A 25,778-nucleotide genomic window follows, 5' to 3' on the forward strand; every position below is an offset into this window, starting at 1 on the left:
GATCATTCGTGCCGGTTCAGTGAGCCGCTTTTGCAGGAAAATTGCCGGTTCGTGCACTGGCGCTCGCCCTCGCCGGCGCGGAGACCGACACCTGTGTCACCGCCGCGCTCGCCGAACTCCCGGCCGGCACGGAGATCGGCCGCAACGCCCGCCACGCGCTCGCCCTCACCGAGGACGGCGAGTCCGCCTTCGCCCTCGTCCCCCTCCTGGAGCACCAGATCGTCGATCACGTCTACAGCTACGGCATCGCCGCCGCCGAGACCGTCCCCGTCGCCCTCGCACTCGCCACCGCCGCCCGCGGCCGTATCGCCGAGGCCGTGCCCGCGGCCGCCTGTCTGTCCCGGGTCGCCGACTCCGCCCCCGCCCTCGCGGGCGCCCTCACCGGCGCGCTCGGCGGCGGCGCGGCCGTCCCGCGGACCTGGCGGGACGCCTGCCGCACCCTGCCCGGCTGCGCCCTGCCCCGGCTCACCGGCACCGACCTGGTGGAACTCGCCGGACTCCTGGAAGCCGCGCAACCGGCCCGCCCGGGAGGATGATTCGGGCATGACGCCCAAGGAGCCCAAAGGACTCGAAGGAGAAAGCGGTGGACCTCCGCCGCCCGGTCTCGGCGAACGGATCACCGGGGCCCTGGTCGGGGCCGCCGTGGGCGACGCCCTCGGCGGCCCGGTCGAGGGCTACTCCCCCGAGCAGATCACCGAGCGCCACGGCGGCCGCGTGCACGGCATCGTCGGCCCCTGGCACGGCGACGCCTGGCGCACCGCGCGCCCCCTGGCCCCGTACCACAAGGGCGACGGCCACGTCACCGACGACACCCTGCTGACCCATGCGCTGGTCCGGGTCTACGACCGCGTCCGCGACCACCTCGACGCGTACGCGATCGCCGACCACCTGGTCCCGGACCTGATGACCAACCCCCGCTGGATCCCGGAACTGGAGGCCGAGGCCCTGCCGCTCCACCGTGTCTTCCTGGCCGAGAAGTGGCTGGTCACGCGGCTCGCCTACGGCCATGCGGACCCCCGGGAGGCGGGCGTCGGCAACATCGTCAACTGCGGCGCCGCGATGTACATGGCCCCCGTCGGCCTGGTCAACGCCGCCGACCCGGCCGCCGCGTACGCCGAGGCGCTGGACGTCGCCGGCGCGCACCAGTCGTCGTACGGCCGTGAGGCGGCCGGCGTCTTCGCCGCGGCCGTCGCCGCCGCCACCACGCCGGGCGCGACCCCCGACTCGGTGGTGACCGCCTGTCTGGCGCTGGCGAAGGACGGCACCCGCGCCGCCATCGAGGAAGTCTGCGAAGTGGCGTGCGGCCACGGCGACTTCGAGTCGGCTCTGCGCCCGCTGCGGGCGGCGGTCGCCCCGTTCGACACGGTCGGCCCGGACTACCGCGCCCCCTCCCTGGCCGCCCGACGCCCCTCCCGCCTGCACTCCATCGAGGAACTCCCCATCGCCCTGGGGATGTTGGTGGTGGCGGGCGGCGACTTCCGTCACACGGTCCTCGGCTCGGTCAACTACGGCCGTGACTGCGACTCGATCGCCACGATGGCCGGTGCCCTCGCGGGCGCCCTCGGCTCGCCCGTCCCCGAGGAGTGGTCGAAGACGGTCGCGGAGGCGAGCCGTCTGGACCTGTGGCAGCCGGCCCGCACGCTCACCGAGGTCACCCGCGAGGTCTTCGCGCGCGACGTGCGCCGCCGCCGCGCCCACGAGCGGGCCTTCGCCGCCCTCGGGGGCGAGCCGTGCTCCGACTGACCTGGGTCCAGCCGGAGGACCTCCTCGGCCATGAACTGCGCCAGGCCCGCCTGGACGGCCGCGAGCCGTCACGGATCGAGGCGAGATGGCGGGCGGCGGGCGGCCCGGACGCCCCGGAACGGGCGGGGGCGTCCCCGCACCGCGCGTCCCGGTATCTGCGCCTGCTGGCGGAGGACCTGCTGGACGAACTGGCCGACCTGCCCGGCAGCTGGGCGGACGACGAGCCGACGGGCCTGCCGGCGATCAGGGCCGCGTGTCCCGACTGGCCCTCCGCACGGCTTCCCGGGGAGGCCACCCCTCTCGCCCTAGAGGCGTCCTGGCTGGGCCGGGCCGTCGGCTGCCTGCTGGGCAAGCCGGTCGAGAAGCTCCCCCTGCAGGGCATCCGCGCCCTCGCCCGGGCCGCCGGCAACTGGCCCCTCGCCACCTACTTCACGGCCAGGGGGATCCCCGAGGACCTCCTCGCCGCGCACCCGTGGAACCGCCGCTCGGCCCACACCTCCCTCGCCGAGAACATCGACGGCATGCCCGAGGACGACGACCTGAACTACCCCCTGCTCAACCTGCTTCTCCTGAGGCGGCACGGACGGAACTTCACCACCGCGGACGTGGCACGGCTCTGGCTGGAGGAACTCCCGCCCGGCCGCACGTTCACCGCGGAGCGCATCGCCTACCGCAACCTCCTCACCGGCATCGAACCCCCGCACACCGCCCGCCACCGCAACCCGTTCCGCGAGTGGATCGGCGCGCTGATCCGGGCCGACGTGCACGGCTGGACCAACCCGGGCGATCCGGCCGCGGCCGCGGAGCAGGCGCACCGCGACGCGGTCCTCACCCACACGGCCAACGGCGTCTACGCCGCGATGTTCACCGCCGCCGTCATCGCCGCCGCGGCCACCGGCACCCACGACGTCCACGCCTGCCTGCGCACGGGCCGCGCGGTGATCCCGCCCCGCTCCCGTCTGGCGCAGGCGGTCGGCCATGCCCTGCGGCTGGCCGGCACGCACACGGACTTCGACGACGTCGTGGACGCACTGCACGCCCGCTACGCCGCCACCCACCACTGGGTGCACGCCGTCCCCAACACCGCGCTGCTCGCCGCCGCCCTCAGCCACGCGGACGGCGACTTCACCGGCGCCGTCCGCCGTGCGGTCTCGGGCGGCCTGGACACCGACTCGGCCGGCGCGACCGCGGGCAGCGTCGCCGGGCTCCTCGCGGGCTCGCCCGCCGCCCTCCCCGAGCACTGGCGCGCCCCGCTGAAGAACCGGCTCGCCACCACCGTCGGCGACTTCGACGGCACCGGCTTCGACACCCTCGCCCACCTCACCCACCTGGAGGCGGTCCGCCCATGACCCACATCGCCGTCCTCGGCAGCACGAACATGGATCTCGTCACCTATGTCACGAAGGCCCCGCAGCGCGGCGAGACGGTGACGGGACGGGAGTTCCGCACGATCCCCGGCGGCAAGGGCGCCAACCAGGCGATCGCCGCCGCCCGGGCCGGTGCCACCGTCTCGATGATCGGCGCGGTCGGCAACGACGCCTTCGGCCTGCGGATGCGGGACACCCTCGAACACTCCGGTGTGGACACCGACTCCCTGCGCACGGTCGAGGGCCCGTCCGGCACCGCGCACATCGTGGTCGACGACGAGGGCGGCAACTCTATCGTCGTCATCCCCGGCGCGAACGGCACCGTCGACCATCTCTCGCCCGGCGACGAGGGGGTGATCGCCTCCGCCGACACTCTGCTGCTGCAACTGGAGATCCCCCTGGCCGCGGTCGTCGCGGGCGCGGAGGCCGCCCACCGGCACGGGGTCCGCACGGCCCTCACGCCGTCCCCCGTCCAGCCGCTGCCGAAGGAACTGCTGGCCGCCACGGACCTCCTGGTGGCCAACGAGTACGAGGCGGACACCCTCACCGGCCGCACCGACCCGCGCGAGGCCGCCGCCGCCCTGCTGGACCTGGTGCCGGAGGTCGTGGTCACCCTGGGCGCGACCGGCTGCCTGTACCTGGCCCGCGGCACCGAGCCGCTGGTGGTGCCCGCGCCGCGGGTCAAGGCCGTGGACTCCACGGGCGCGGGCGACACCTTCGTCGGCGCGCTCGCGGTGGCCCTCGCCGAGGAGAAACCCGTGCGGGAGGCCCTGTCCTGGGCGGCCGCCGCGGCGGCGATCTCGGTCCAGCGGGAAGGGGCGTCGGCGTCGATGCCGTACCGCCCGGAGATCGACGCCCGGTTCACCGCATGAGTACGCCGGCACAGCCGCTCCCGGCGCTGAGCGGCCTGCGGGTGCTGGACCTGGCGACCCTCTTCGCCGGTCCGCTGGCCGCCACCCTGCTCGGCGACTTCGGCGCCGAGGTGATCAAGGTCGAGCATCCCGAGCGGCCGGACCCGTCCCGGGGTCACGGCCCGGCCAAGGACGGGATCGGCCTGTGGTGGAAGGTCCTCGGCCGCAACAAGCGCACCATCACCCTGGACCTGTCCAGGCCCGGCGGCCGGGCCACCCTGCTGCGGCTCGCCGCCACCGCCGACGTGCTGATCGAGAACTTCCGCCCCGGCACCCTGGAGAAGTGGGGCCTGGGCTGGGAGGAACTGGCCACGGCCAACCCGCGGCTGGTCCTCGCCCGGGTCACCGCGTTCGGCCAGTTCGGCCCGTACTCGCACCGCCCCGGCTTCGGCACGCTCGCCGAGGCGATGAGCGGTTTCGCGGCGATCACCGGGGAGCCGGACGCGCCCCCGACCCTGCCGCCGTTCGGACTCGCCGACTCGGTCGCGGGCCTGGCGACCGCGTACGCCGTCCTGACGGCGCTGGCCGCGCGGGAGCGCACCGGCGCGGGCCAGGTCGTCGACATGGCGATCATCGAGCCCATCCTGTCCGTGCTCGGCCCGCACCCCACCTGGTACGACCAGCTCGGCCATGTGCAGGAACGCTCCGGGAACCGGTCCGTGAACAACGCCCCGCGCAACACCTACCGCACCGCCGACGGCACCTGGGTCGCCGTCTCCACGTCCGCGCAGTCGGTGGCGGAGCGGGTGATGCGGCTGGTGGGCCGCCCGGAGCTGACCGAGGAGCCGTGGTTCGCCACGGGCGCGGACCGGGCCGCGCACGCCGACGTGCTGGACGAGGCGGTCGGCTCCTGGATCGCCGCCCGCAGCCGCGCGGACGTCCTCGCGGCCTTCGAGAAGGCGGAGGCGGCTGTCGCGCCGGTGCAGGACGTCCGGGGCGTCCTCGCGGACCCCCAGTACCAGGCCCTGGACACGGTCACCACGGTCGACGACCCCGAACTGGGTCCGCTGCGTCTGCAGAACGTGCTCTTCCGGCTGTCCGCCACGCCCGGCGCGATCCGCTGGGCCGGGCGTCCGCACGGCGCCGACACGCACGCCGTGCTCACCGAGCTGGGCCTCGCCCCGGCCGAGATCGCCGTCCTGCGCGCGGAGGGCGCCCTGTGACCCGGCCCCCGCTGACCTGGCTCTACGTCCCCGGTGACCGCCCGCATGTGATCGCCAAGGCGCTCGTCGCGGGCGCCGACGTCGTGGTGATCGACCTGGAGGACGCGGTGGCCCCCGACCGCAAGGACTACGCCCGCGCGGCCACGGCGGACCTCCTCACGGACCCGCAGCCGGTCTCCGTGCACGTCCGCGTCAACGCGCTGGACGGTGCGTGGGCGGCCGGCGACCTCGCCGCCCTGGCCGGCCTGCCGGGCCTCTCCGGTCTGCGGCTGCCGAAGGTGACGGGCCCGTGCGAGGTACGGCAGGTCGCCGCGGCCACCCCGCTCCCCCTCCACGCCCTGCTGGAGTCGGCCCTCGGCATCGAGCACGCCTACGCCATCGCCACCGCCCACCCCTCCCTGCGGGGCATCTCCCTGGGCGAGGCGGACCTGCGGGCCGATCTGGGGGTGCGGGCCGACTCGGGGCTGGACTGGCCACGCTCCCGGGTGATCGTCGCCGCCCGGGCGGCGGGCCTCGCCCCGCCGCCGCAGACCGTCCATCCGGACATCCGTGATCTCGACGGCCTCGCCGCCTCCTGCGCCCACGGCCGCGCCCTCGGCTTCCTCGGCCGCGCCGCGATCCACCCCCGGCAGCTCCCGGTCATCGAGCGGGCCTATCTGCCCACCCCGGCCGAGCTGGAGCACGCCGAAACCGTCATCAAGGCGGCGGCCGCGGACGAGGGCGCCCAGGCCCTCCCGGACGGCCGCTTCGTCGACGCGGCGGTGGTGGCGATGGCCCGGCGCACGCTCTCCCTGGCCCGCGGACGCTGAACTCCCCCGCCACGGAAGACGCCGAGGGCGCCCGGATCCCCGGGCGCCCTCGGCGTCGTACGGCGCGTCCTACGGCCGGCCGTCAGGTCTTCTCGGTGGCCGACTCGGCCTCGTCCCGCTTCGTTTTCACGGCGTCCGTCTCGGCCTCGTCCTCCGCCGCGGCCTTGTCCTGCGCCCCGGTCGCCTCGGCATCGGCTCCGGCACCCTCGGCCGGCGCGCCGGCAGCGAGCGGCTCGACGACCTCCTCACGGCCCGGCCGCAGCTTCGCGGACACCACCATGTACGCGACCGCCAGGAGGAAGACCAGCAGCGCGGTCCAGTCGTTGAGGCGGAGGCCCAGGATGTGGTGGGCGTCGTCCACGCGCATGTACTCGATCCAGCCGCGGCCCACGCAGTAGGCGGCGACGTACAGGGCGAAGGCCCGGCCGTGGCCAAGCCGGAAGCGGCGGTCGGCCCAGATCACGAGGAAGCCGACGCCGACGCACCACAGCGACTCGTAGAGGAAGGTCGGGTGGTAGTAGCCCGGCACCCGGCCGCCCTCCGAGGAGGTGATGTGCAGCGCCCACGGAACGTGCGTCTCGCGGCCGTACAGCTCCTGGTTGAACCAGTTGCCCCAGCGGCCGATGGCCTGCGCGAACGCGATGCCGGGCGCGACGGCGTCGGCGTAGGCGGGCATCGGGACGCCCCGGCGGCGGGCGCCGATCCACGCGCCGAGCGCGCCGAGCGCGATCGCGCCCCAGATGCCCAGGCCGCCCTGCCACACCTTGAAGGCGTCCACCCAGTCACGGCCCGGGCTGAAGTACAGCTCGTAGTCCGTGATCACGTGGTAGAGCCGGCCGCCGACCAGGCCGAACGGCACGGCCCAGACCGCGATGTCGGCCACCGTGCCGGACTGACCGCCGCGGGCGATCCAGCGCTTGTTGCCGAGCCAGACGGCAACGAAGACGCCGATGATGATGCAGAAGGCGTAGCCGCGCAGCGGGATGGGGCCGAGATACAGCACCCCGCGCGACGGGCTGGGAATGTAGGCAAGTTCCATGGCAAGTCCGACGCTACCGTGCCGGGCCGGGGGGACAGCAAGCAGCCCGGCTACGGGTCCATAACAGGGGCGTGAGATTCGCCTATCCGCGGTTGGCCGCCTCCACCATCTGCTTGAGCTTGGCGGGGGTCATCGTCTGGTCCTGGGCGATGTTCTTCCCGCCGAGCAGGACGGTGGGCGTGCCGGTGAAGCCACCGGCCTCGAAGGCCTTGTTGGACTTGTTCACCCAGGCGTCGTGCGTGCCGTCGTTCACGCAGGTGCGGAAGGCGGGCGTGTCCAGGCCGTTCACCTTGCCGGCCAGCTCGATCAGCCTGGCGTTGTTGCCGTAGGCGTCGTCGGTCTCCTTGGGCTGGTTCTGGTACAGGACGTCGTGGAAGTCGCGGAACTTCCCGGCGTTCTGGGCACAGGCCGCGGCGTTGGCCCCGCGCAGGGAGCCGGTGCCGCCGAGATTGCCGTCGATCAGCCGGACGAGGTGGTACTCGATTCTGAGCTTGCCGGCGTCGACCAGTTCGTGGAGCGTCGGCCGGTACACCGTCTCGAAGGCCTGGCAGGCCGGGCAGCGGAAGTCCTCCCAGATCGTGAGCGTGGACTTGGCGCCGTCCTTGCCGACCGGGATCGCGAGGCTGTCCTTGCCCTGCGCGCCCGAGGGCGCCACGACCGGGCCCGCGCTCGCGCTGGACTTGTTCTTGCCCGAGTTCGCGGCGATCACGCCGATCACGGCCGCGAGGCCGAGGACGCAGAGGACGCTCGCGCCCACGATCAGCGTGCGCCGTCGCTTCTCCGAGGACTTCTGCTTCTCGCGCTCGGCCGCCAGCCGCTCCCGGGCGGTGCGCTTTCCGTCACGGTTCTTCTCGCTCACACCCCCAGAACGAACCGGGGAGGCGCAGCGCGCCTCCCCGGCCCGAGGTCCACCCGTTCGAGTGACCGAATCATGCGATACGGGACATCCCGCACGGTCACGCCCGGCCGCGTACGCCCTTCGCCAGCTCGCCGGCCAGCTCGCGGACCGCCTCGACGCCGGCCGCGTCGTCCGGGGCGTCCAGCATGCGCTTGACGAACGCCGAGCCGACGATCACACCGTCGGCGAAGCCGGCGACCTCGGCGGCCTGGGCCGCGTTGGAGACGCCGAGCCCGACGCAGACGGGCAGCTCGCTGCCGGTGGCGCGGGTGCGTTCCACCAGGTTCTGGGCCTGTGTGCCGACGGACTCGCGGGTGCCGGTGACCCCCATCAGGGAGGCCGCGTAGACGAAGCCGCTGCCCGCCGCGGTGATCTGGGCGAGCCGTGCGTCCTTGCTGCTCGGCGCCACCACGAAGACCGTCGCGAGGCCGTGCTTGTCGGCGTGTTCCCGCCACAGCGCCGACTCCTGCACCGGCAGGTCGGGCAGGATGCAGCCCGCGCCGCCCGCGCCGGCCAGCTCGGCGGTGAAGCGCTCGACGCCGTAGCGGTCGATGGGGTTCCAGTACGTCATGACGAGCACGGGCTTGCCGGTGGCCGCGTGGGCCTCCCTGACCGTGCGCATGACGTCCGCGATCCGGACGCCGCCGCGCAGGGCGATGTCGTCGGCGGTCTGGATGACCGGGCCGTCGAGGACCGGGTCGCTGTGCGGCAGGCCCACCTCGACGACGTCCGCGCCGCCCGCGAAGACGGCCTTGATCGCCTCGATGCCGCCGTCCACGGTCGGGAACCCGGCCGGGAGGTAGGCGATGAGCGCGGCCCGCTCCTCCGCCCGGGCGGCGGCGAGGGTGTCCGACAGCAGCTGGATGTTCCCGCTCACTTGGCGTCCCCCTCGATCTCGGCGGTGTCGGCTTCGTTGGCGGCCACCTCGGCGTCGGTGTCGTAGAGGCCGAAGTAGCGGGCGGCGGTGTCCATGTCCTTGTCGCCGCGGCCGGAGAGGTTGACCACGATCAGGCCGTCCCCGCCCAGCTCCCTGCCGACCTCCAGGGCGCCGGCGAGGGCGTGGGCGCTCTCGATGGCCGGGATGATGCCCTCGGTGCGCGACAGCAGGCGCAGGGCCTGCATGGCGGCGTCGTCGGTGACCGCGCGGTACTCGCCGCGGCCGGAGTCCTTGAGGTAGGAGTGCTCGGGCCCGATGCCCGGGTAGTCCAGACCGGCCGAGATCGAGTACGGCTCGGTGATCTGGCCCTCCTCGTCCTGCAGGACGTAGGACCGGGAGCCGTGCAGGATGCCGGGCTCGCCCGCGGTCAGGGTCGCCGCGTGCTCGCCGGTCTCGATGCCGTGCCCCGCGGGCTCGCAGCCGATGAGGCGTACGCCCTCGTCGGGGATGAAGGCGTGGAAGAGGCCGATGGCGTTGGAGCCGCCGCCGACGCAGGCGATCGCGGCGTCGGGGAGGCGGCCGGCGCGCTCCAGCAGCTGGCGCCGGGCCTCCACGCCGATGACGCGGTGGAAGTCGCGGACCATGGCCGGGAAGGGGTGGGGACCGGCGACGGTGCCGAAGAGGTAGTGGGTGTGGTCGACGTTGGCGACCCAGTCCCGGAACGCCTCGTTGATGGCGTCCTTGAGGGTGCGGCTGCCGGACTTCACGGCGACGACCTCGGCGCCCAGCATGCGCATGCGGGCCACGTTGAGGGCCTGGCGCCGGGTGTCGACCTCGCCCATGTAGATGGTGCAGTCGAGGCCGAACAGGGCGCAGGCGGTGGCCGTGGCGACGCCGTGCTGGCCGGCGCCGGTCTCGGCGATCACGCGGGTCTTGCCCATGCGCCTGGTGAGCAGGGCCTGGCCGAGCACGTTGTTGATCTTGTGGGAGCCGGTGTGGTTGAGGTCCTCGCGCTTGAGGAAGACGCGGGCGCCGCCGGCGTGCTCGGCGAACCTCGGGACCTCGGTCAGCGCGCTGGGCCGGCCGGTGTAGTCGACGAGCAGGCCGTCGAGTTCGCGGGCGAACTCGGGGTCGGTCTTCGCCTTGTCGTACTCGACGGCGACCTCGTCCACGGCGGCGACGAGCGCCTCCGGGATGAACTTGCCGCCGAACGCGCCGAAGTAGCCGTCGGCGCTGGGCACCTGACCGGTGGGATCAGGGATGAAGAACTCGCTGGGCATGCGGAAACCTCACGGTGAGTGCGTGTGAAGAGACACTGTTCGCCGTGGGGCCGGGGAGCTGTCTGCCGGCGGCGGACCGTCAGCGGCCGCTCGCGGAGTTCCCCGCGTCCCCACAGGTCGGCCGCTGCCATCGCATGCCGTTCACCTGCCCCGGTTCGTCGCCGATGACGTACCGCACCCGGCGGCCGTGGACACGCCTCGCCGGGGCTCGGCAGCCCCGGGGCCGGCAACCGCGCGCCAGGCGGGCGTACCGGTCCGTGCTCGTCACGGGGATCGTCGGAGTCATCGGGGGCAACCCTACCGGGAGATCAGCCGCGTCCGTGCCGCAGCGCGGGGTGCTCGCCCGCCGCCACCAGGTCGGAGACGGCGGCCTTGGGGTCGCGCCCGGTGACCAGGGACTCGCCGACCAGCACCGCGTCGGCGCCGGCGTTGGCGTAGGCGATCAGGTCGTGCGGTCCGCGCACGCCGGACTCGGCCACCCTGACGACGCTGTCGGGGATCTCCGGGGCGATCCGCTCGAAGGTGCCGCGGTCGACCTCCAGCGTCCTCAGGTTGCGCGCGTTGACGCCGATGACCCGGGCGCCCGCGTCCACGGCCCGCTCGACCTCCTCCTCGTCGTGCACCTCGACGAGCGGGGTGAGACCGATGGAGACGGCACGCTCGATCAGCGACTCCAGGGCCGGCTGGTCCAGGGCGGCCACGATCAGCAGCGCGAGGTCGGCACCGTAGGCCCGGGCCTCCCACAGCTGGTACGACGTGACGATGAAGTCCTTGCGCAGCACCGGGATGTCCACGCGCGCGCGGACGGCCTCCAGGTCGGCCAGCGAGCCGCCGAAGCGGCGCTGCTCGGTGAGGACCGAGATGACGGCCGCGCCGCCCGCCTCGTAGTCCGCGGCGAGCCCGGCCGGGTCGGCGATCGCGGCCAGCGCGCCCTTGGACGGGCTGGAGCGCTTGACCTCGCAGATGACCTTGACGCCGTCGCCCTTGAGCGCGGCCACCCCGTCCTTGGCGGGCCGGGCCTTCGCCGCACGCTCCTTGAGCTCGTCGAGGCTGACGCGTGCCTGCCGCTCGGCGAGGTCGGCACGGACTCCGTCGATGATCTCGTCGAGCACACTCACGCGAGCGGCCCCCTTCCAGACGGTGGTTCCTTCAGGTTGTGAAAACCCGTGGTCAATTGATGGTATCCGGAGCAGGGCCATGGCCTCGCATCCGGTGGACACCGGTCCCAGTACCTGGACATCCGTCCTCCTGCTCAGGGATGCAGCCAGCCGCCGAACGGCAGGTTGCGGACCACGGTGAACACCAGCAGCAGCGTGCCGGCGGCCCACAGCCCGGCCGGTCCGAGGTCGAGCCGCACCGGCCGGCCGCGCAGCGCGCGGACCGCCCAGAGCGTCCACAGCACCGCGAAGCCGAAGTAGGCGGCCACGGCAGGCGCGTTGTCGTGCAGGGCGGTCAGCAGATCGCCGTGCACGAAGGCGTGCGCGCTGCGCAGACCGCCGCAGCCGGGGCAGTACAGGCCGGTGAGCCGGTACAGGGGGCACACGGGGTAGTGGCCGGGTTCGTTCGCCGTGGGGCTGCTCACCGTCGCCGACGGCGGCGGGGGGCTGCTCGGCCGCCTGATGGGGCTGGTCACCGGGCTCGCCACCCAGGCCGGCTGGCTCTACGGGGGGACGCTCGTGGCCGGCGTGATCGTGCTCGTACGCCGGGTGCTGTGGGTACGGCGGCGCCGGGCGCGGACCTGACCGGCCGCGGCTAGTGCTGCGACCGGAAAGGTCTGCCGGAAAGCTCGCGGCGTCCGGTGCTGGGGGCGCCTCCCACGCCCTTCGGGCAGTGGGGGAGCATCGCAAGGCGGAGCATCTCCCGCGTACTGGATGTACTCGGGTGATGCGACAACGCGGCGTGGGGGTACCCCCGGCCGAAGGCTGGGGGAGCCCTGCCGGGCGTCGCGAGCCGGTGAACCTTTCCGGTCGCAGCACTAGCCCAGCTGGGCCGCTCTCATCGCCGCTCCCACGATCCCCGCGTTGTTCTGGAGCTGCGCGGGGACGATGTCGGCCTTGACGCCCTCGATGAGGTGCAGGAACTTGTCCGCCTTGCGGCTGACCCCGCCGCCGATGATGAACAGCTCCGGCGAGAACAGCATCTCCACATGGGCCAGGTACTTCTCGACGCGGCGGGCCCACTGCTCCCAGCTCAGCTCGTGGTCCTCCTTGGCCTTGCTGGAGGCCCGCTTCTCCGCCTCGTGGCCGCCCAGCTCCAGGTGGCCCAGCTCGGTGTTCGGGACCAGGGCGCCGTCCGCGAAGACGGCGCTGCCGATGCCGGTGCCGAACGTGAGCAGGATGACCGTGCCCTCGCGGTCCCGGCCGGCGCCGAACTGCATCTCGGCGACGCCCGCCGCGTCCGCGTCGTTGACCACGGTCACCGGCAGGCCGCCCAGCTTGCCGCCGAACAGGGCGCGCGCGTCGACGTCGATCCAGCTCGGGTCGACGTTGGCCGCCGTACGGACCGTGGCGCCGCCGGTCACCACTCCGGGGAAGGTCAGGCCCACCGGACCCGTCCAGCCGAAGTGGTCGATCACCTGCTTCACCCCGTCGGCCACGCCGTCGGGCGTCGCCGGGTGGGGGGTGAGCACCTTGCAGCGCTCCTGGGCCAGATCGCCCCTGTCCAGGTCCACAGGGGCGCCCTTGATCCCGGATCCGCCGATGTCCACGCCGAAGATCTGCATGGCTCCACGTTACGACGGACGACTGACGGTCACGCCTCGGAAGTGCCGGTTCCGCCGCGCTCGGCGGTCAGGGCGGCCGCCTCCTCGCGCAGGTCGCGGCGCAGTTCCTTGGGCAGCGAGAAGGTGATGGACTCCTCGGCGGCCTTGACGATCTCCACGTCCCCGTAACCGCGCTCGGCGAGCCACTCCAGGACCTGCTCGACCAGCACCTCGGGGACGGAGGCGCCGGAGGTGACGCCGACGGTCGTCACGTCCTGGAGCCAGCCCTCGTCGATCTCGGCGGCGAAGTCCACCAGGTAGGCCTCGCGGGCGCCGGCGAGCTTGGCGACCTCGACCAGGCGCTTGGAGTTGGAGGAGTTGCGCGAGCCGACGACGATGACCAGCTCGGCCTCGGCGCCCATCCGCTTCACCGCGAGCTGACGGTTCTGCGTGGCGTAGCAGATGTCGTCGCTGGGCGGGGAGACGAGCCCCGGGAACTTCGTCTTCAGGGCGTCGACGGTCTCCATGGTCTCGTCGACGGAGAGGGTGGTCTGGGAAAGCCAGACGACCTTCGACGGATCGCGGACCTCGACCTTGGCGACGTCCTCGGGACCGTCGACCAGCTGGATGTGGTCGGGGGCCTCGCCGGAGGTGCCGATGACCTCCTCGTGGCCCTCGTGCCCGATCAGGAGGATGTCGTAGTCCTCGTTGGCGTACCGGACGGCTTCCTTGTGGACCTTCGTGACCAGGGGGCAGGTGGCGTCGATGGTGGCGAGGCGGCCCTGCGCGGCCTCCTCGTGCACGACCGGCGCGACGCCGTGTGCCGAGAACATGACGATGTTGCCGGGCGGCACCTCCTCCGTCCGCTCGACGAAGACGGCGCCCTTCTTCTCCAGGGTCTGCACGACGTACTTGTTGTGGACGATCTCGTGCCGGACGTAGATCGGGGCACCGTACTGTTCCAGGGCCTTCTCGACGGCGATCACGGCGCGGTCCACACCGGCGCAGTAGCCCCGGGGGGCGGCGAGCAGGACACGGCGGCCAGGCGAAGCGGTCATGCGTCCCATCGTAAGGCCGCCTCCGGCGGCGCCGGGATCGCCTGCCCAGAGCCCCGAGGGGAAAACCGGGACTTATGTCCGACACCGGAACGGCGGGCTCCGGCACCGGAGCCCACGCGCGGAGCCGAGGCCGCGCTGTCGGTGCCCGCCGCTAGGCTCGCCGCATGGCAGTGAACACCTCCCCCGAAGCCGCGCTCCCCGTCGGCGAGGTCTCCCGGCTGATCGGGGGATGGATCGACCGGCTCGGGGCGGTGTGGGTCGAGGGGCAGATCACGCAGCTGTCGCGGCGGCCCGGCGCGGGGGTCGTCTTCCTGACGCTGCGCGATCCGTCGTACGACATCTCCGTCAGCGTGACCTGCTACCGGCAGGTGTTCGACGCCGTCGCGGACGTCGTCGGCGAGGGGGCCCGGGTCGTCGTCCTGGCCAAGCCCGAGTGGTACGCGCCCCGGGGGCAGCTGTCCCTGCGCGCCGCCGAGATCAGGCCCGTCGGTGTCGGCGAGCTGCTGGCCCGGCTGGAGCAGCTGAAGAAGGCGCTCGCGGCGGAGGGGCTGTTCGCGCCGGAGCGCAAGAAGCCGCTGCCGTTCCTGCCGCAGCTGATCGGTCTCGTCTGCGGGCGGGCCTCGGCCGCGGAGCGGGACGTGCTGGAGAACGCCCGGCACCGCTGGCCCGCCGTCCGCTTCGAGGTGCGCAACGTCGCCGTGCAGGGCGTGCACGCCGTCCCGCAGGTCGTGCAGGCCGTGAAGGAGCTGGACGAGATCGGGGACGTGGACGTCATCATCGTCGCGCGCGGCGGCGGCAGCGTGGAGGACCTGCTGCCGTTCTCCGACGAGCAGCTGGTGCGGGCGGTGGCGCAGTGCCGTACGCCCGTCGTGTCCGCGATCGGGCACGAGCCGGACAACCCGCTGCTGGACCATGTGGCGGACCTGCGGGCCTCGACCCCGACCGACGCGGCGAAGAAGGTCGTACCGGACGTGGGCGAGGAGTTCGAGCGGGTGCGGATGCTGCGGGACCGCGCCCGGCGCTGTGTGAACGCGTTCGTGGAGCGCGAGGAGCGGGGTCTGGCGCACGCGCTGGCCCGGCCCTCGATGGAGGATCCGCACCGGATGCTCGACGAGCGCGCCGACCATGTGGCCTCCCTGGCCGAGCGGAGCCGGCGCACCCTCGGGCATCTGCTGGACCGCGCGGACTCGGAGCTGACGCACACGCACGCGCGCGTGGTGGCGCTCTCCCCCGCGGCGACGCTGAGGCGCGGCTACGCGGTGCTGCAGCGGTCCGACGGTCACGTGGTGCGTGGCCCGGACGAGGTGACGGAGGGCGAGGCGCTGCGGGCGCGCGTCGCCGACGGTGAATTCACGGTGAAGGTGGGCGAATGACCGGCAAGGTGGACGAGGCGCTGTCGTACGAGCAGGCCCGGGACGAACTGATCGAGGTCGTACGGCGGCTGGAGGCGGGCGGTACGACGCTGGAGGAGTCCCTGGCCCTGTGGGAGCGCGGCGAGGAGCTGGCCAAGGTGTGCCGGCGCTGGCTGGAGGGGGCACGGGCCCGGCTCGACGCGGCGCTCGCCGAGGAGGAGGCCGGGGAGGACGGCGAGTAGACGAGAACGGCCGGGCTGTGAAGCGGATCACCACGCCCCGCTTTTGTTGAAGGTTAAACCTCATCTCGCGTAGGGTCGGTGCCGTCAGCCGGTCCGGCAACGGACCGGACGCGCATCCGAGGAAGTCACGCATGTCTCTCGTTCTTGACCCCGCCGCCCAGGACCTGCTGTTCCGCGAGGCCCGCACCGCGAACACCTTCACCGACGAGCCGGTGACCGAGGAGCAGGTCCGGGCGATCTACGACCTGGTCAAGTACGGCCCCACCGCCTTCAACCAGAGCCCGCTGCGCATCACCCTGGTCCGCTCCCCCGAGGCCCGTGAGCGCCTGGTGCAGCACATGGCCGAGGGCAACCGGCCCAAGACCGCCACCGCCCCGCTGGTCGCGATCCTCTCCGCGGACAACGAGTTCCACGAGGAGCTGCCGGCCCTGTTCCCGCACTTCCCGCAGGCCAAGGACATGTTCTTCGGCGAGCGCCCGGTCCGCGAGGGTTCCGCCGCGCTGAACGCCGCCCTTCAGGCCGCGTACTTCATCGTCGGCGTCCGCGCCGCCGGCCTGGCGGCCGGCCCGATGACCGGCCTCGACTTCGAGGGCGTGCGCAAGGAGTTCCTGGACGACGACCACACCCCGCTGATGGTCGTCAACATCGGCAACCCGGGCCCGGACGCGTGGTTCCCGCGCTCGCCGCGCCTGGCGTACGAGGACGTCGTCACCACCGTCTGAGTCACGCCCGAGGCTTCCCGGAAGCCGTACGGAAAGAGGCCCCCGGCAGTGCCGGGGGCCTCTTCGTGCCTGGTGGGCCCGCTGCCTTAGGCGGAACTACCGCGTCTTGAGCGCCGACGCCATCCTGGTCAGCTCGTCGAAGGACGCCGTGCCGGCCACCACCGTCGTGGAGCCGGGCGTGCCCTCCAGGACGAGGGCGTCGTAACGGCCGCCGGTGTAGCGGGTCCAGGTACGGTCGCCGATCCGCTCGGTCCGCCGCGTCGCCGACGCGCCCTGGCTGGCCTGGTCGATGAATTCGGAGCGCTTCTGCACGGACTGCTCGATCTGCACGTACTGGGCGTCCGGCGTCTGGAAGCCCAGGTGCCAGCGGTCGCCGCTCTCGCCCTGGAAGCGCACGGAGGTCGCCTTCCAGGTGCTCGGCAGGCCCTCGGGGGCGGCCACCGGGTAGCTCGCCGCCCGGCGGGCCGTGAGCAGTTCGACCCGGTAGTCGACCCGCTTGAGGTCGGGAGCGTGATCGTCGTGCGGGATGGTGAGGAAGTAGACGACCGCCGCCGCGATGCCGATCAGGGCCAGGGAGAGGATCATGTCCCTGGCCGTCTTCTGCTTGCCGTTCGAACCTGCCACGCCCCCTATGGTCGCAGGTGCCCCAAGCGCTCATCCGTGGGGTCCCCTGCTCATTTTGTCTGCTCAACGATAGAGTCATGGCCAACACCCTCATCCGGCCGTCGTCGTATCAGAAAGGTGCGCTCCGATGACCGAAAATCATCACCTTCCGTCCGAGCTCGATGTTCCCGCCGAGGCTCCCGACCGCAACCTCGCCCTGGAACTCGTCCGGGTGACCGAAGCCGCGGCGATGGCCGCGGGCCGCTGGGTGGGGCGCGGCGACAAGAACGGCGCCGACGGCGCCGCGGTGCGCGCCATGCGGACCCTCGTCTCCACCGTCTCGATGAACGGCGTCGTCGTCATCGGTGAGGGCGAGAAGGACGAGGCCCCGATGCTCTTCAACGGGGAGCACGTGGGCGACGGCACCGGCCCCGAGGTCGACATCGCCGTCGACCCGATCGACGGCACCACGCTCACCGCCAAGGGCATGCCCAACGCGATCGCCGTGCTGGCCGCCGCGGAGCGCGGCGCCATGTTCGACCCGTCCGCCGTGTTCTACATGGACAAGCTGGTCACCGGCCCCGAGGCCGCGGACTTCGTCGACATCGACGCGCCCGTGGCCGTGAACATCAAGCGGATCGCCAAGGCGAAGAAGTCGGCGCCCGAGGACGTCACCGTCGTCATCCTCGACCGGCCCCGGCACGAGCGCCTGATCAGGGAGGTCCGGGAGGCCGGCGCCCGCATCAAGCTCATCTCCGACGGCGACGTCGCCGGCTCCGTCTACGCGCTGCGCGAGGGCACGGGCGTCGACCTGCTGCTCGGCATCGGCGGCACGCCCGAGGGCATCATCTCGGCCTGCGCCGTGAAGTGCCTGGGCGGCACCATCCAGGGCAAGCTGTGGCCCAAGGACGACGAGGAGCGGCAGCGGGCCATCGACGCCGGGCACGATCTGGACCGCGTGCTCACGACGGACGACCTGGTGTCCGGCGAGAACGTCTTCTTCGTGGCCACCGGCATCACCGACGGCGAGCTGCTGCGCGGCGTGCGGTACCGGTCGGAGACCGCGCTGACCGAGTCGATCGTGATGCGGTCGAAGTCCGGCACGGTCCGCAGGATCGACTCCGAGCACCGGCTGAGGAAGCTGCGGGCCTACAGCGCGGTCGACTTCGACCGGGCCAAGTAGCGCTTGTTCACGGGGGCGCGTGGAGCGTCGGCGGGTGCGGGTGATCCGTGGCTCGTCGCGCCCACGCGGCGAGCCGCGTGCCGGTACGGCCCCGCGCCCCTGGGAGAGATGAGCGCCCCCGGTGCGGAGGGGGCGCCCTCGCTCCGCTTCCCTAACCCGCTATGCGGTTGGCCGTCGTCCCCGCCGTCTTCTTCAGCTCCATCTCCCGGCGGCGGCGCCTGGCCAGGACCACACGGCGCTCCGCCGCGGTGAGGCCGCCCCAGACGCCGTAGGGCTCGGGCTGGAGCAGGGCGTGCTCGCGGCACTCGACCATGACCGGACAGCGGGCACACACCCGCTTGGCCGCCTCCTCACGGGACAGCCGTGCGGCGGTCGGCTCCTTCGACGGGGCGAAGAACAGGCCGGCCTCGTCGCGCCGGCACACCGCCTCGGTGTGCCAGGGTGCGTCCTGATCCCTGTCGCGTGCTGGCACCCGCGGGGCCGGTACGGCGGCTACCTGCAGGGACGAATGCGGCGGTTGCAGCACGGTCTACTCCTGACGACGGCTTCGCGAGCGAGAGACGATGCAGCAAGCCCTACCCGCTGTACGCGCGCCTATGCACAGCGTTCCCAACAGCAGGCGCGCGGCGGCTCGTTCGCGCCCCCGGACCCGCCCGAGGGCAGGACCGGGTCCTTCCGTTTACCGGGGGATTCGCGACCGTCAACGGTCCAGGTGTTTGCGCAGCTTCCTGTCGACCTTGTCCTGGACGCGCTCCAGCTTCCGGTCGACCCTGCTCTGCACCCGGTCCAGGATGTCGGCCACCCGCTTGCCGCGCTTGGGGCGCGCCTCCACATTGCCGAGCACGGCCCATCCGTCGACGTAGACGACCGGCGCGTCGGACTCGACCGAGTCCAGCGTGTCCACCTCGAAGTTGCCGAGGACACCGCCGCCGGTGCCGCGCAGCGACACGTTCTCCGGGACGCGGATCTGGACGTCGCCGAAGACCGAGACGGCCTTGATCACGACCTGCTGGTACTCGAAGATCGCCTCGCTGAGGTCGATCTCCACGCTGCCGAAGACGGAGTACGCGTGCAGCCGGCGCCCCGCGCGCCAGCGGCCCCTGCGCACCGCGCTGCTGAAGACCGCCACCACGTTGGCGTCGGCCTCGGCCGGGATCGCGCCCGCGGTGGGGTGGGACGGGGCGGCGGTGTAGGCGGGGCCCGCCTGGCGCTGGTGGGCCGCGGGCAGGTCCTGGATGAAGACCTCCAGCTCACCCACCGTCTTGGCGTTCAGCACGCCGTCCACGCGCTCGGCGTGCTCGTCGGCGGTCAGCCGGCCCTCGGCGAGGGCCTCACGGAGGATGTCGGCGACCCGGTCGCGGTCGGCGTCCGAGGCGCGCAGTGCGGAGACGCTCGGTGCGGCGTCCTGGGTTCGGGCGGGCTTCTGAAGGTCCACGGCAGCAGCGTACCGAAACGCGATAGATCGCGACTAGGGGGTGGGGGCGGCTTCGGGCGTGTCGGGGCTGAGCCCCACCTCACACGCGCTGAGCCTTACCTCACAGGTTCCGTGTCGGCGGCAGGTTCTAGGCTGGTGAGGCCCGCCAGCGTCGGCGGGCGCCGTCCGTCAGAGTGAGGAATGGGCTGAGATGCCTGAGTTCGCATACACCGATCTGCTCCCCCAAGGAGAGGACACCACCCCCTACCGACTGGTGACGTCCGAGGGCGTCTCCACGGTCGAGGGGCCCGACGGGCGGACGTTCCTCAAGGTGGAGCCGGAGGCGCTGCGCAAGCTGGCCGAGGAGGCCATCCACGACATCCAGCACTACCTGCGCCCGGCCCACCTCGCCCAGCTGCGACGCATCATCGACGACCCCGAGGCCTCCGCCAACGACAAGTTCGTCGCGCTCGACCTGCTGAAGAACGCGAACATCGCGGCGGCAGGCGTCCTGCCCATGTGCCAGGACACCGGCACGGCGATCGTCATGGGCAAGCGCGGCCAGAACGTCCTCACCGAGGGCGCCGACGAGCGGCACCTCTCCCACGGCATCTACGACGCCTACACCAGGCTCAACCTGCGCTACTCGCAGATGGCTCCGCTCACCATGTGGGAGGAGAAGAACACCGGCTCCAACCTGCCGGCCCAGATCGAGCTGTACGCGACGGACGGCGGCGCCTACAAGTTCCTGTTCATGGCGAAGGGCGGCGGCTCCGCCAACAAGTCCTTCCTGTACCAGGAGACGAAGGCCGTCCTGAACGAGGCCTCCATGATGAGGTTCCTGGAGGAGAAGATCCGTTCGCTCGGTACGGCCGCCTGCCCGCCGTACCACCTGGCGATCGTCGTCGGCGGCACCAGCGCCGAGTACGCGCTGAAGACCGCCAAGTACGCCTCCGCGCACTACCTGGACGACATGCCGGCCGAGGGCTCCCCGCTCGGCCACGGGTTCCGGGACAAGGAGCTGGAGGAGAAGGTCTTCGAGCTGACCCAGAAGATCGGCATCGGCGCGCAGTTCGGCGGCAAGTACTTCTGCCACGACGTCCGCGTGGTCCGCCTGCCCCGGCACGGCGCGTCCTGCCCGGTCGCCATCGCCGTCTCCTGCTCGGCCGACCGCCAGGCGGTCGCCAAGATCACGGCCGAGGGCGTCTTCCTGGAGCAGCTGGAGACGGACCCGGCGCGCTTCCTCCCGGAGACCACGGACGAGCACCTCGACGAGTCCTCCGACGTCGTCCGGATCGACCTCAACCAGCCGATGGACACGATCCTCGCCGAGCTGACGAAGTACCCGGTGAAGACCCGCCTGTCCCTGACCGGCCCGCTGGTCGTGGCCCGCGACATCGCGCACGCCAAGATCAAGGAGCGCCTGGACGCGGGCGAGGAGATGCCGCAGTACCTGAAGGACCACCCGGTGTACTACGCGGGCCCGGCGAAGACCCCCGAGGGCTACGCCTCCGGTTCCTTCGGCCCGACGACGGCCGGCCGCATGGACTCGTACGTGGCGCAGTTCCAGGCGGCGGGCGGCTCCAAGGTGATGCTCGCCAAGGGCAACCGCAGCAAGCAGGTCACCGACGCGTGCGACGCGCACGGCGGCTTCTACCTCGGCTCCATCGGCGGCCCCGCCGCCCGCCTCGCCCAGGACTGCATCAAGAAGGTCGAGGTCCTCGAGTACGAGGAGCTGGGCATGGAGGCCGTCTGGAAGATCGAGGTCGAGGACTTCCCGGCCTTCATCGTCGTCGACGACAAGGGCAACGACTTCTTCCAGGACCCCGCCCCGGCGCCGACGTTCACCTCCATCCCGGTGCGCGGGCCCGGTCTGGCCTGAGCCGCACGGGGGCCGGGCCGTCCCCGGACGGCCCAGCCCCCGGAACATCCGCGCCCCGCCGGTCGCTGTACCGGGCATGAGCGAATACCGCATCGAGCACGACTCCATGGGTGAGGTCCGGGTTCCGGCGCATGCCAAGTGGCGGGCGCAGACCCAGCGCGCCGTGGAGAACTTTCCCGTGTCGGGGCAGCGTCTGGAGCGGGCGCACATCGAGGCGCTGGCGCGGATCAAGGCGGCCGCGGCGAAGGTGAACGCCGAACTCGGGGTGCTGGACAAGGACGTGGCGGAGGCCGTCCAGGAGGCGGCCGGGGAGGTCGCCGCCGGGAAGTGGGACGAGCACTTCCCGGTGGACGTGTTCCAGACGGGCTCGGGGACGTCGTCCAACATGAACACCAACGAGGTCGTCGCCACGCTGGCGAGCGAGCGGCTCGGCCGGGACGTGCACCCGAACGACCATGTCAACGCCTCGCAGTCGTCCAACGACGTCTTCCCGTCCTCCATCCACATCGCGGCCACGGCCGCGGTCACGCACGACCTGATCCCGGCCCTGGAGCACCTCGCCGGCGCCCTCGCGCGCAAGAGCGAGGAGTTCGCCGACGTCGTGAAGTCGGGGCGCACGCACTTGATGGACGCGACACCGGTGACGCTCGGTCAGGAGTTCGGCGGGTACGCGGCGCAGGTGCGGTACGGCGTCGAGCGGCTGCGCGCCTCGCTGCCCCGGCTGGCCGAGCTTCCGCTGGGCGGCACCGCGGTCGGCACCGGAATCAACACGCCGCCCGGTTTCTCCGCCGCCGTCATCAAGGAGGTCGCCCGGGTCACCGGGCTGCCGCTCACCGAGGCCCGCGACCACTTCGAGGCGCAGGGCGCCCGGGACGGGATCGTGGAGACCAGCGGCCAGCTCAGGACCATCGCGGTCGGGCTGACGAAGATCGCCAACGATCTGCGCTGGATGTCCTCGGGACCGCGCACGGGTCTCGCCGAGATCCGGCTGCCCGATCTGCAGCCGGGTTCGTCGATCATGCCGGGGAAGGTCAACCCGGTCGTGCCCGAGGCCGTGCTGATGGTCGCCGCCCAGGTCGTCGGGAACGACGCCACCATCGCCACCGCCGGTGCCGCCGGGAACTTCGAGCTGAACGTCATGCTCCCGGTCATCGCGAAGAACGTCCTGGAGTCGATCCGGCTGCTCGCCAACGTCTCGCGGCTGCTCGCCGACCGGACCGTCGACGGCATCACCGCCGACCGCGAACGCGCCCGCGAGTACGCCGAGTCGTCGCCGTCCGTGGTGACCCCGCTGAACAGGTACATCGGGTACGAGGAGGCCGCCAAGGTCGCCAAGAGGTCCCTCGCGGAGCGGAAGACCATCCGGCAGGTCGTGCTGGAGGGCGGGTACGTCGAGCGCGGCGACCTGACGCCGGAACAGCTCGACGAGGCGCTGGATGTCCTGCGGATGACGCGCCCGTAACCACGAGCGAACCTTTCCGGCCACCGGTCCAGAACCGTGACACGCGCCGCAGCGTCGTATGCCTACGGCACCTAATATCTGTGCATGACGGACGACGGAGCGGTGAGACGGGTGGCGGCGGGACCTGCGGCGTACTGGGCACCGGGAACCCAGATCCTGTGGCGCTACCGGGAGAACGCCGGCGCGCACGTCCACATCGCCCGGCCCGTCACCGTCGTACGCGACGACGAGGACCTGCTCGCGGTGTGGCTGGCGCCCGGCACCGAGTGCGTGCGGCCGGTCCTGGCCGACGGCACGCCGGTGCATTCCGAGCCGCTGGAGTCCCGCTACACCAAGCCGCGCGTGGTGCGGCGGGACCGCTGGTTCGGCACCGGCGTGCTGAAGCTGGCCCAGCCCGGCCGGCCCTGGTCGGTGTGGCTGTTCTGGGAGCCGGGCTGGCGCTTCAAGAACTGGTACGTCAACCTTGAGGAGCCCCTGGTCCGTTGGGTGGACGGAGTGGACTCGGAGGACCACTTCCTGGACATCTCCGTGCACCCCGACCGCAGTTGGCACTGGCGGGACGAGGACGAGTTCGCGCAGGCCCAGCGGGACGGGCTGATGGCCCCGGGGACAGCCGAGCGGGTCCGGGCCGCCGGGCACGCCGCGGTGGCCACGATCCGGGCCTGGGGGCCGCCGTTCTCGGACGGCTGGCAGCACTGGCGCCCGGATCCGTCCTGGGCGGTACCGTCACTCCCCGAGGACTGGGACCGTACACCCGCGCACGTGTCCTCATGAGACCCTTGATGCGCCCCCGGGCAAGAAACGTAGGATCGTCCTCCGCAAGGGCGCTAAGGAGCAGCAACTCCCGGTGCATGCGCCGGGCTTGACCGAACGTCACCGAGGGGCGGCCAGAACGTGAACGAGGGGTATCAGGGCAACACCGCCGGCCGCGCAGGCCTCGCCGGTGGCACCGGAGCAACGCCTGACCACGCGGAAATTCCGTTCCTGGGGCACGTATTGCGGGTATCGGGACTTCTGCGGGACCATCTGCGCGCCCGGCGCGCAGCCCCGGACGGATGGATGCGACACGCGTGACGGAGCAGCCCACCTCCTTCGAGCGCCCCAAGCCGGGCGCCGACCCCGCGGAGACCCGCGGGGCGCTCGTGCGTACCCCGAAGCCACTGGGTACGCCCGCCTTACCGGTGCAGGCCCGGGCCGACGGAACGCCCTCCGGGCCGGGCACCGCCAAGCCCTGTGGCAAGGGAAAGGACGGCAAGGGGAAGGAGCCCCCAGTCAACGGCCCCGAGCACTCCCAGCCCGCCACCGCCGAAGCCGGCGCCGCCCATCGCCCGCGCCCGGCGCCGGAGGCCATCCCGCCGCAGCCCGGCGCCGAGCAGGAACGGGCGCCGGGCGGCCAGGAGCGCCGTACCGGGCGCGGACTGCCGGCGGGGCGGCCGATGCCCATGCGGCGCGACGGGGACCGGCTGCGGTTCGTCGGCGCGGCCACCCGGCGGATCGCCCGCGGCCTGGACCTGGACGAGATCGTGATGGGTCTGTGCCGGGCCACCGTGCCGACGTTCTCGGACGCGATCCTGGTCTATCTGCGCGATCCGCTGCCGGTCGGCGACGAGCGGCCCACCGGACCGGTGGTGCTGCGGCTGCGCCGTACCGACCGGATCCCGGAGGAGCGGGACACCGACGGGGTGCCGCTGCCGCCGGCCTTCGAGCCGGAGCCGGAGCCGACCGCGCTGGCGGAGCTGTCGTCGCTGACGACCGAGCTGTGCGAGGTGCGGCCCGGCGGCGCGCTGAACGAGGTGCTGCGCGGGGTGCGGCCGGTGTTCGCGGACGCGCCCGCCGCCCGGTCCGCGCTGCCCGAGCTGCTGGGCGACGGCGCGGAGGCGCTGGTGCCGACCGGGCAGCACGCGATCCTCGCGCCGCTGCGCGGCCGGCGCCGGGTGATCGGGGCCGCCCTGTTCCTGCGCCGTCCGGAGCGGCTCGCGTTCGAGGCGGACGACCTGCTGGTGGCCGCGCAGCTGGCCACGCACAGCGCCCTCGGCATCGACAAGGCGGTGCTGTACGGCCGGGAGGCCTACATCGCCGACGAGCTGCAGCGCACCATGCTGCCGGAGACCCTGCCCCGCCCGACGGGGGTCCGTCTGGCCTCCCGCTATCTGCCGGCCGCGGAGACCGCGCGGGTGGGCGGCGACTGGTACGACGCGATCCCGCTGCCCGGCAGCCGGGTCGCGCTGGTCGTCGGCGACGTCATGGGCCACTCCATGACCTCGGCGGCGATCATGGGCCAGCTGCGCACCACCGCGCAGACCCTGGCCGGGCTCGACCTGCCCCCGCAGGAGGTGCTGCACCACCTGGACGAGCAGGCGCAGCGCCTGGGCACCGACCGCATGGCGACCTGTCTGTACGCGGTCTACGACCCGGTCACGCACCGGATCACGATCGCCAACGCCGGCCATCCGCCGCCCGTGCTGCTGCATCTGGGCGGGCGGGCCGAGGTGCTGCGGGTGCCGCCGGGCGCGCCGATCGGCGTCGGCGGGGTGGACTTCGAGGCGGTCGAGCTGGACGCGCCCGCCGGGGCGACGCTGCTGCTGTACACCGACGGCCTGGTGGAGTCCCGGCTGCGGGACGTGTGGACGGGCATAGAGCAGCTGCGCGAAAGGCTGGCCGCCACCGCCCAGTTGACCGGCCCCGACCATCCGCCGCCGCTGGAAGCCCTGTGCGACGAGGTGCTCGACATGCTCGGCCCGGGAGACCGGGACGACGACATCGCGCTGCTCGCGGCCCGCTTCGACGGGATCGCGCCGAGCGATGTCGCCTACTGGACGCTGGAGCCGGAGGACTCCGCCCCGGGCCAGGCCCGCCGGCTGGCCCGGCGCGCGCTCGCCCGCTGGGATCTGGAGGAGCTGACGGACTCGGTGGAGCTGCTGGTCAGCGAGGTCGTGACCAACGCCGTGCGGTACGCGTCCCGGCCGGTGACGCTGCGGCGCCGAACATGGTGGCCGTGAAGACCAGGCCGCTGCCGAGGAGGACGGTTGCGAGGAACTTGTCCTCGACCTCACCGATGTGCGCCCGTACGGC

25 protein-coding genes and 2 pseudogenes are annotated in these 25,778 nt (G+C 72.7%); 15 read left to right on the plus strand and 12 right to left on the minus strand.

Annotated features, from left to right (window positions below; all coding sequences use genetic code 11):
* Window positions 1-53: 53 nt before the first annotated feature.
* The 6 genes and pseudogenes from ACWEN3_RS12765 to ACWEN3_RS12790 form a co-directional block, all read left to right on the plus strand.
* Window positions 54-536 (plus strand): annotated as a pseudogene (locus ACWEN3_RS12765) (ADP-ribosylglycohydrolase family protein); the annotation flags it as partial.
* A 7-nt stretch (window positions 537-543) separates the two neighbouring features.
* Window positions 544-1,743, plus strand: a complete 1,200-nt coding sequence (locus ACWEN3_RS12770; protein WP_452969234.1) for an ADP-ribosylglycohydrolase family protein — start codon at window positions 544-546, stop codon at window positions 1,741-1,743.
* A complete protein-coding gene (locus ACWEN3_RS12775) occupies window positions 1,731-3,092 on the plus strand; it encodes an ADP-ribosylglycohydrolase family protein (protein ID WP_452969237.1) in 1,362 nt (453 codons plus the stop codon). Before ACWEN3_RS12770 ends, ACWEN3_RS12775 begins: the two co-directional genes overlap by 13 nt.
* Entirely contained in the window at window positions 3,089-3,982 is an 894-nt protein-coding gene (gene rbsK, locus ACWEN3_RS12780) for a ribokinase (protein WP_452969239.1), read from the plus strand. Before ACWEN3_RS12775 ends, rbsK begins: the two co-directional genes overlap by 4 nt.
* Window positions 3,979-5,184, plus strand: coding sequence for a CaiB/BaiF CoA transferase family protein (locus tag ACWEN3_RS12785; protein ID WP_452969242.1), 1,206 nt, complete (start codon window positions 3,979-3,981; stop codon window positions 5,182-5,184). Before rbsK ends, ACWEN3_RS12785 begins: the two co-directional genes overlap by 4 nt.
* Window positions 5,181-5,993: an HpcH/HpaI aldolase/citrate lyase family protein gene (locus ACWEN3_RS12790; protein ID WP_452969245.1), complete on the plus strand. Its 813-nt coding sequence runs from the start codon at window positions 5,181-5,183 to the stop codon at window positions 5,991-5,993. The genes ACWEN3_RS12785 and ACWEN3_RS12790 overlap by 4 nt, the downstream gene beginning before the upstream one ends.
* 82 nt (window positions 5,994-6,075) lie before the next feature.
* On the opposite strand, the gene lgt is transcribed toward ACWEN3_RS12790, so the two are convergent.
* The 7 genes from lgt to ACWEN3_RS12825 all read right to left on the minus strand — a co-directional run bounded on the left by lgt (window position 6,076) and on the right by ACWEN3_RS12825 (window position 11,708).
* A complete protein-coding gene (lgt, locus tag ACWEN3_RS12795) occupies window positions 6,076-7,032 on the minus strand; it encodes a prolipoprotein diacylglyceryl transferase (RefSeq protein WP_452969248.1) in 957 nt (318 codons plus the stop codon).
* Window positions 7,033-7,114: 82 nt separating this feature from the next.
* Window positions 7,115-7,891, minus strand: coding sequence for a DsbA family protein (locus ACWEN3_RS12800; RefSeq protein WP_452969250.1), 777 nt, complete (start codon window positions 7,889-7,891; stop codon window positions 7,115-7,117).
* A 97-nt stretch (window positions 7,892-7,988) separates the two neighbouring features.
* Window positions 7,989-8,807: a tryptophan synthase subunit alpha gene (trpA, locus tag ACWEN3_RS12805; RefSeq protein ID WP_452969253.1), complete on the minus strand. Its 819-nt coding sequence runs from the start codon at window positions 8,805-8,807 to the stop codon at window positions 7,989-7,991.
* The gene (gene trpB / locus ACWEN3_RS12810) at window positions 8,804-10,087 is read right to left on the minus strand and encodes a tryptophan synthase subunit beta (protein WP_452969255.1); all 1,284 of its coding nucleotides are present in this window, start codon (window positions 10,085-10,087) and stop codon (window positions 8,804-8,806) included. Before trpB ends, trpA begins: the two co-directional genes overlap by 4 nt.
* Before the next feature lie 79 nt (window positions 10,088-10,166).
* The gene (gene trpM, locus ACWEN3_RS12815; protein ID WP_452969257.1) at window positions 10,167-10,373 is read right to left on the minus strand and encodes a tryptophan biosynthesis modulator TrpM; all 207 of its coding nucleotides are present in this window, start codon (window positions 10,371-10,373) and stop codon (window positions 10,167-10,169) included.
* A gap of 22 nt (window positions 10,374-10,395) precedes the next feature.
* Entirely contained in the window at window positions 10,396-11,205 is an 810-nt protein-coding gene (trpC, locus tag ACWEN3_RS12820) for an indole-3-glycerol phosphate synthase TrpC (protein WP_452969259.1), read from the minus strand.
* A gap of 134 nt (window positions 11,206-11,339) precedes the next feature.
* A complete protein-coding gene (locus ACWEN3_RS12825) occupies window positions 11,340-11,708 on the minus strand; it encodes a DUF2752 domain-containing protein (protein ID WP_452969294.1) in 369 nt (122 codons plus the stop codon).
* Between ACWEN3_RS12825 and ACWEN3_RS12830 the strand changes: the two are divergent.
* A pseudogene (locus tag ACWEN3_RS12830) lies at window positions 11,641-11,829 on the plus strand (DUF6542 domain-containing protein); the annotation flags it as partial. The gene ACWEN3_RS12825 and the pseudogene ACWEN3_RS12830 overlap by 68 nt on opposite strands.
* A gap of 233 nt (window positions 11,830-12,062) precedes the next feature.
* Here the strand turns inward: ACWEN3_RS12830 and ppgK are convergent.
* Window positions 12,063-12,809: a polyphosphate--glucose phosphotransferase gene (gene ppgK, locus ACWEN3_RS12835; protein WP_452969261.1), complete on the minus strand. Its 747-nt coding sequence runs from the start codon at window positions 12,807-12,809 to the stop codon at window positions 12,063-12,065.
* Between the two features lie 29 nt (window positions 12,810-12,838).
* A complete protein-coding gene (locus ACWEN3_RS12840) occupies window positions 12,839-13,855 on the minus strand; it encodes a 4-hydroxy-3-methylbut-2-enyl diphosphate reductase (RefSeq protein ID WP_452969264.1) in 1,017 nt (338 codons plus the stop codon).
* A gap of 155 nt (window positions 13,856-14,010) precedes the next feature.
* Here ACWEN3_RS12840 and xseA point away from each other — a divergent pair, with 155 nt between their 5' ends.
* The 3 genes from xseA to ACWEN3_RS12855 all read left to right on the plus strand — a co-directional run bounded on the left by xseA (window position 14,011) and on the right by ACWEN3_RS12855 (window position 16,162).
* Entirely contained in the window at window positions 14,011-15,219 is a 1,209-nt protein-coding gene (gene xseA / locus ACWEN3_RS12845; RefSeq protein WP_452969266.1) for an exodeoxyribonuclease VII large subunit, read from the plus strand.
* Window positions 15,216-15,440, plus strand: coding sequence for an exodeoxyribonuclease VII small subunit (locus ACWEN3_RS12850; protein WP_452969268.1), 225 nt, complete (start codon window positions 15,216-15,218; stop codon window positions 15,438-15,440). Before xseA ends, ACWEN3_RS12850 begins: the two co-directional genes overlap by 4 nt.
* A gap of 131 nt (window positions 15,441-15,571) precedes the next feature.
* Window positions 15,572-16,162, plus strand: a complete 591-nt coding sequence (locus ACWEN3_RS12855) for a malonic semialdehyde reductase (protein WP_452969270.1) — start codon at window positions 15,572-15,574, stop codon at window positions 16,160-16,162.
* Window positions 16,163-16,258: 96 nt separating this feature from the next.
* On the opposite strand, the gene ACWEN3_RS12860 is transcribed toward ACWEN3_RS12855, so the two are convergent.
* On the minus strand, window positions 16,259-16,786 hold the full coding sequence (locus ACWEN3_RS12860; protein WP_452969273.1) for a DUF4245 domain-containing protein: 528 nt from the start codon (window positions 16,784-16,786) through the stop codon (window positions 16,259-16,261).
* Window positions 16,787-16,913: 127 nt separating this feature from the next.
* Between ACWEN3_RS12860 and glpX the strand changes: the two genes are divergently transcribed.
* Complete coding sequence (gene glpX, locus ACWEN3_RS12865; RefSeq protein WP_452969276.1) at window positions 16,914-17,948, plus strand: class II fructose-bisphosphatase; 1,035 nt, start codon at window positions 16,914-16,916, stop codon at window positions 17,946-17,948.
* Between the two features lie 151 nt (window positions 17,949-18,099).
* Here glpX and ACWEN3_RS12870 read toward each other — a convergent pair whose 3' ends face one another.
* Together ACWEN3_RS12870 and ACWEN3_RS12875 are read right to left on the minus strand one after the other, a co-directional pair.
* A complete protein-coding gene (locus tag ACWEN3_RS12870; protein WP_452969278.1) occupies window positions 18,100-18,474 on the minus strand; it encodes a WhiB family transcriptional regulator in 375 nt (124 codons plus the stop codon).
* Window positions 18,475-18,648: 174 nt separating this feature from the next.
* Complete coding sequence (locus tag ACWEN3_RS12875; RefSeq protein ID WP_452969281.1) at window positions 18,649-19,383, minus strand: DUF1707 SHOCT-like domain-containing protein; 735 nt, start codon at window positions 19,381-19,383, stop codon at window positions 18,649-18,651.
* Window positions 19,384-19,573: 190 nt separating this feature from the next.
* On the opposite strand from ACWEN3_RS12875, the gene ACWEN3_RS12880 reads away from it, so the two are divergent.
* From ACWEN3_RS12880 to ACWEN3_RS12895, 4 genes are all read left to right on the plus strand, one after another.
* Entirely contained in the window at window positions 19,574-21,244 is a 1,671-nt protein-coding gene (locus ACWEN3_RS12880) for a fumarate hydratase (RefSeq protein ID WP_452969284.1), read from the plus strand.
* A gap of 76 nt (window positions 21,245-21,320) precedes the next feature.
* Window positions 21,321-22,706, plus strand: a complete 1,386-nt coding sequence (locus tag ACWEN3_RS12885) for a class II fumarate hydratase (protein ID WP_452969287.1) — start codon at window positions 21,321-21,323, stop codon at window positions 22,704-22,706.
* 84 nt (window positions 22,707-22,790) lie between these two features.
* Window positions 22,791-23,480 carry a cytidylyl-2-hydroxypropylphosphonate hydrolase gene (gene fomD / locus ACWEN3_RS12890; protein WP_452969289.1) on the plus strand — a complete coding sequence of 230 codons (690 nt, stop codon included), beginning with the start codon at window positions 22,791-22,793 and terminating at the stop codon, window positions 23,478-23,480.
* 281 nt (window positions 23,481-23,761) lie between these two features.
* Window positions 23,762-25,705 (plus strand): SpoIIE family protein phosphatase, encoded by a 1,944-nt coding sequence (locus ACWEN3_RS12895; protein WP_452969292.1) that lies wholly within the window; start codon window positions 23,762-23,764, stop codon window positions 25,703-25,705.
* The last annotated feature ends 73 nt before the right edge of the window (window positions 25,706-25,778 follow it).

It is taken from the genome of Streptomyces sp. NPDC004561 (assembly GCF_053602155.1).

Excerpts from the sequence above, each read along its gene's own strand:
- ppgK (WP_452969261.1), bottom strand. The coding sequence starts at position 12,809 with ATGCAGATCTTCGGCGTGGACATCGGCGGATCCGGGATCAAGGGCGCC.
- ACWEN3_RS12785 (WP_452969242.1), top strand. The coding sequence starts at position 3,979 with ATGAGTACGCCGGCACAGCCGCTCCCGGCGCTGAGCGGCCTGCGGGTG.
- ACWEN3_RS12885 (WP_452969287.1), top strand. The coding sequence starts at position 21,321 with ATGAGCGAATACCGCATCGAGCACGACTCCATGGGTGAGGTCCGGGTT.
- ACWEN3_RS12880 (WP_452969284.1), top strand. The coding sequence starts at position 19,574 with ATGCCTGAGTTCGCATACACCGATCTGCTCCCCCAAGGAGAGGACACC.
- lgt (WP_452969248.1), bottom strand. The coding sequence starts at position 7,032 with ATGGAACTTGCCTACATTCCCAGCCCGTCGCGCGGGGTGCTGTATCTC.
- fomD (WP_452969289.1), top strand. The coding sequence starts at position 22,791 with ATGACGGACGACGGAGCGGTGAGACGGGTGGCGGCGGGACCTGCGGCG.
- ACWEN3_RS12840 (WP_452969264.1), bottom strand. The coding sequence starts at position 13,855 with ATGGGACGCATGACCGCTTCGCCTGGCCGCCGTGTCCTGCTCGCCGCC.
- xseA (WP_452969266.1), top strand. The coding sequence starts at position 14,011 with ATGGCAGTGAACACCTCCCCCGAAGCCGCGCTCCCCGTCGGCGAGGTC.
- glpX (WP_452969276.1), top strand. The coding sequence starts at position 16,914 with ATGACCGAAAATCATCACCTTCCGTCCGAGCTCGATGTTCCCGCCGAG.
- trpM (WP_452969257.1), bottom strand. The coding sequence starts at position 10,373 with ATGACTCCGACGATCCCCGTGACGAGCACGGACCGGTACGCCCGCCTG.
- trpB (WP_452969255.1), bottom strand. The coding sequence starts at position 10,087 with ATGCCCAGCGAGTTCTTCATCCCTGATCCCACCGGTCAGGTGCCCAGC.
- ACWEN3_RS12850 (WP_452969268.1), top strand. The coding sequence starts at position 15,216 with ATGACCGGCAAGGTGGACGAGGCGCTGTCGTACGAGCAGGCCCGGGAC.
- ACWEN3_RS12770 (WP_452969234.1), top strand. The coding sequence starts at position 544 with ATGACGCCCAAGGAGCCCAAAGGACTCGAAGGAGAAAGCGGTGGACCT.
- ACWEN3_RS12855 (WP_452969270.1), top strand. The coding sequence starts at position 15,572 with ATGTCTCTCGTTCTTGACCCCGCCGCCCAGGACCTGCTGTTCCGCGAG.
- ACWEN3_RS12895 (WP_452969292.1), top strand. The coding sequence starts at position 23,762 with ATGGATGCGACACGCGTGACGGAGCAGCCCACCTCCTTCGAGCGCCCC.
- rbsK (WP_452969239.1), top strand. The coding sequence starts at position 3,089 with ATGACCCACATCGCCGTCCTCGGCAGCACGAACATGGATCTCGTCACC.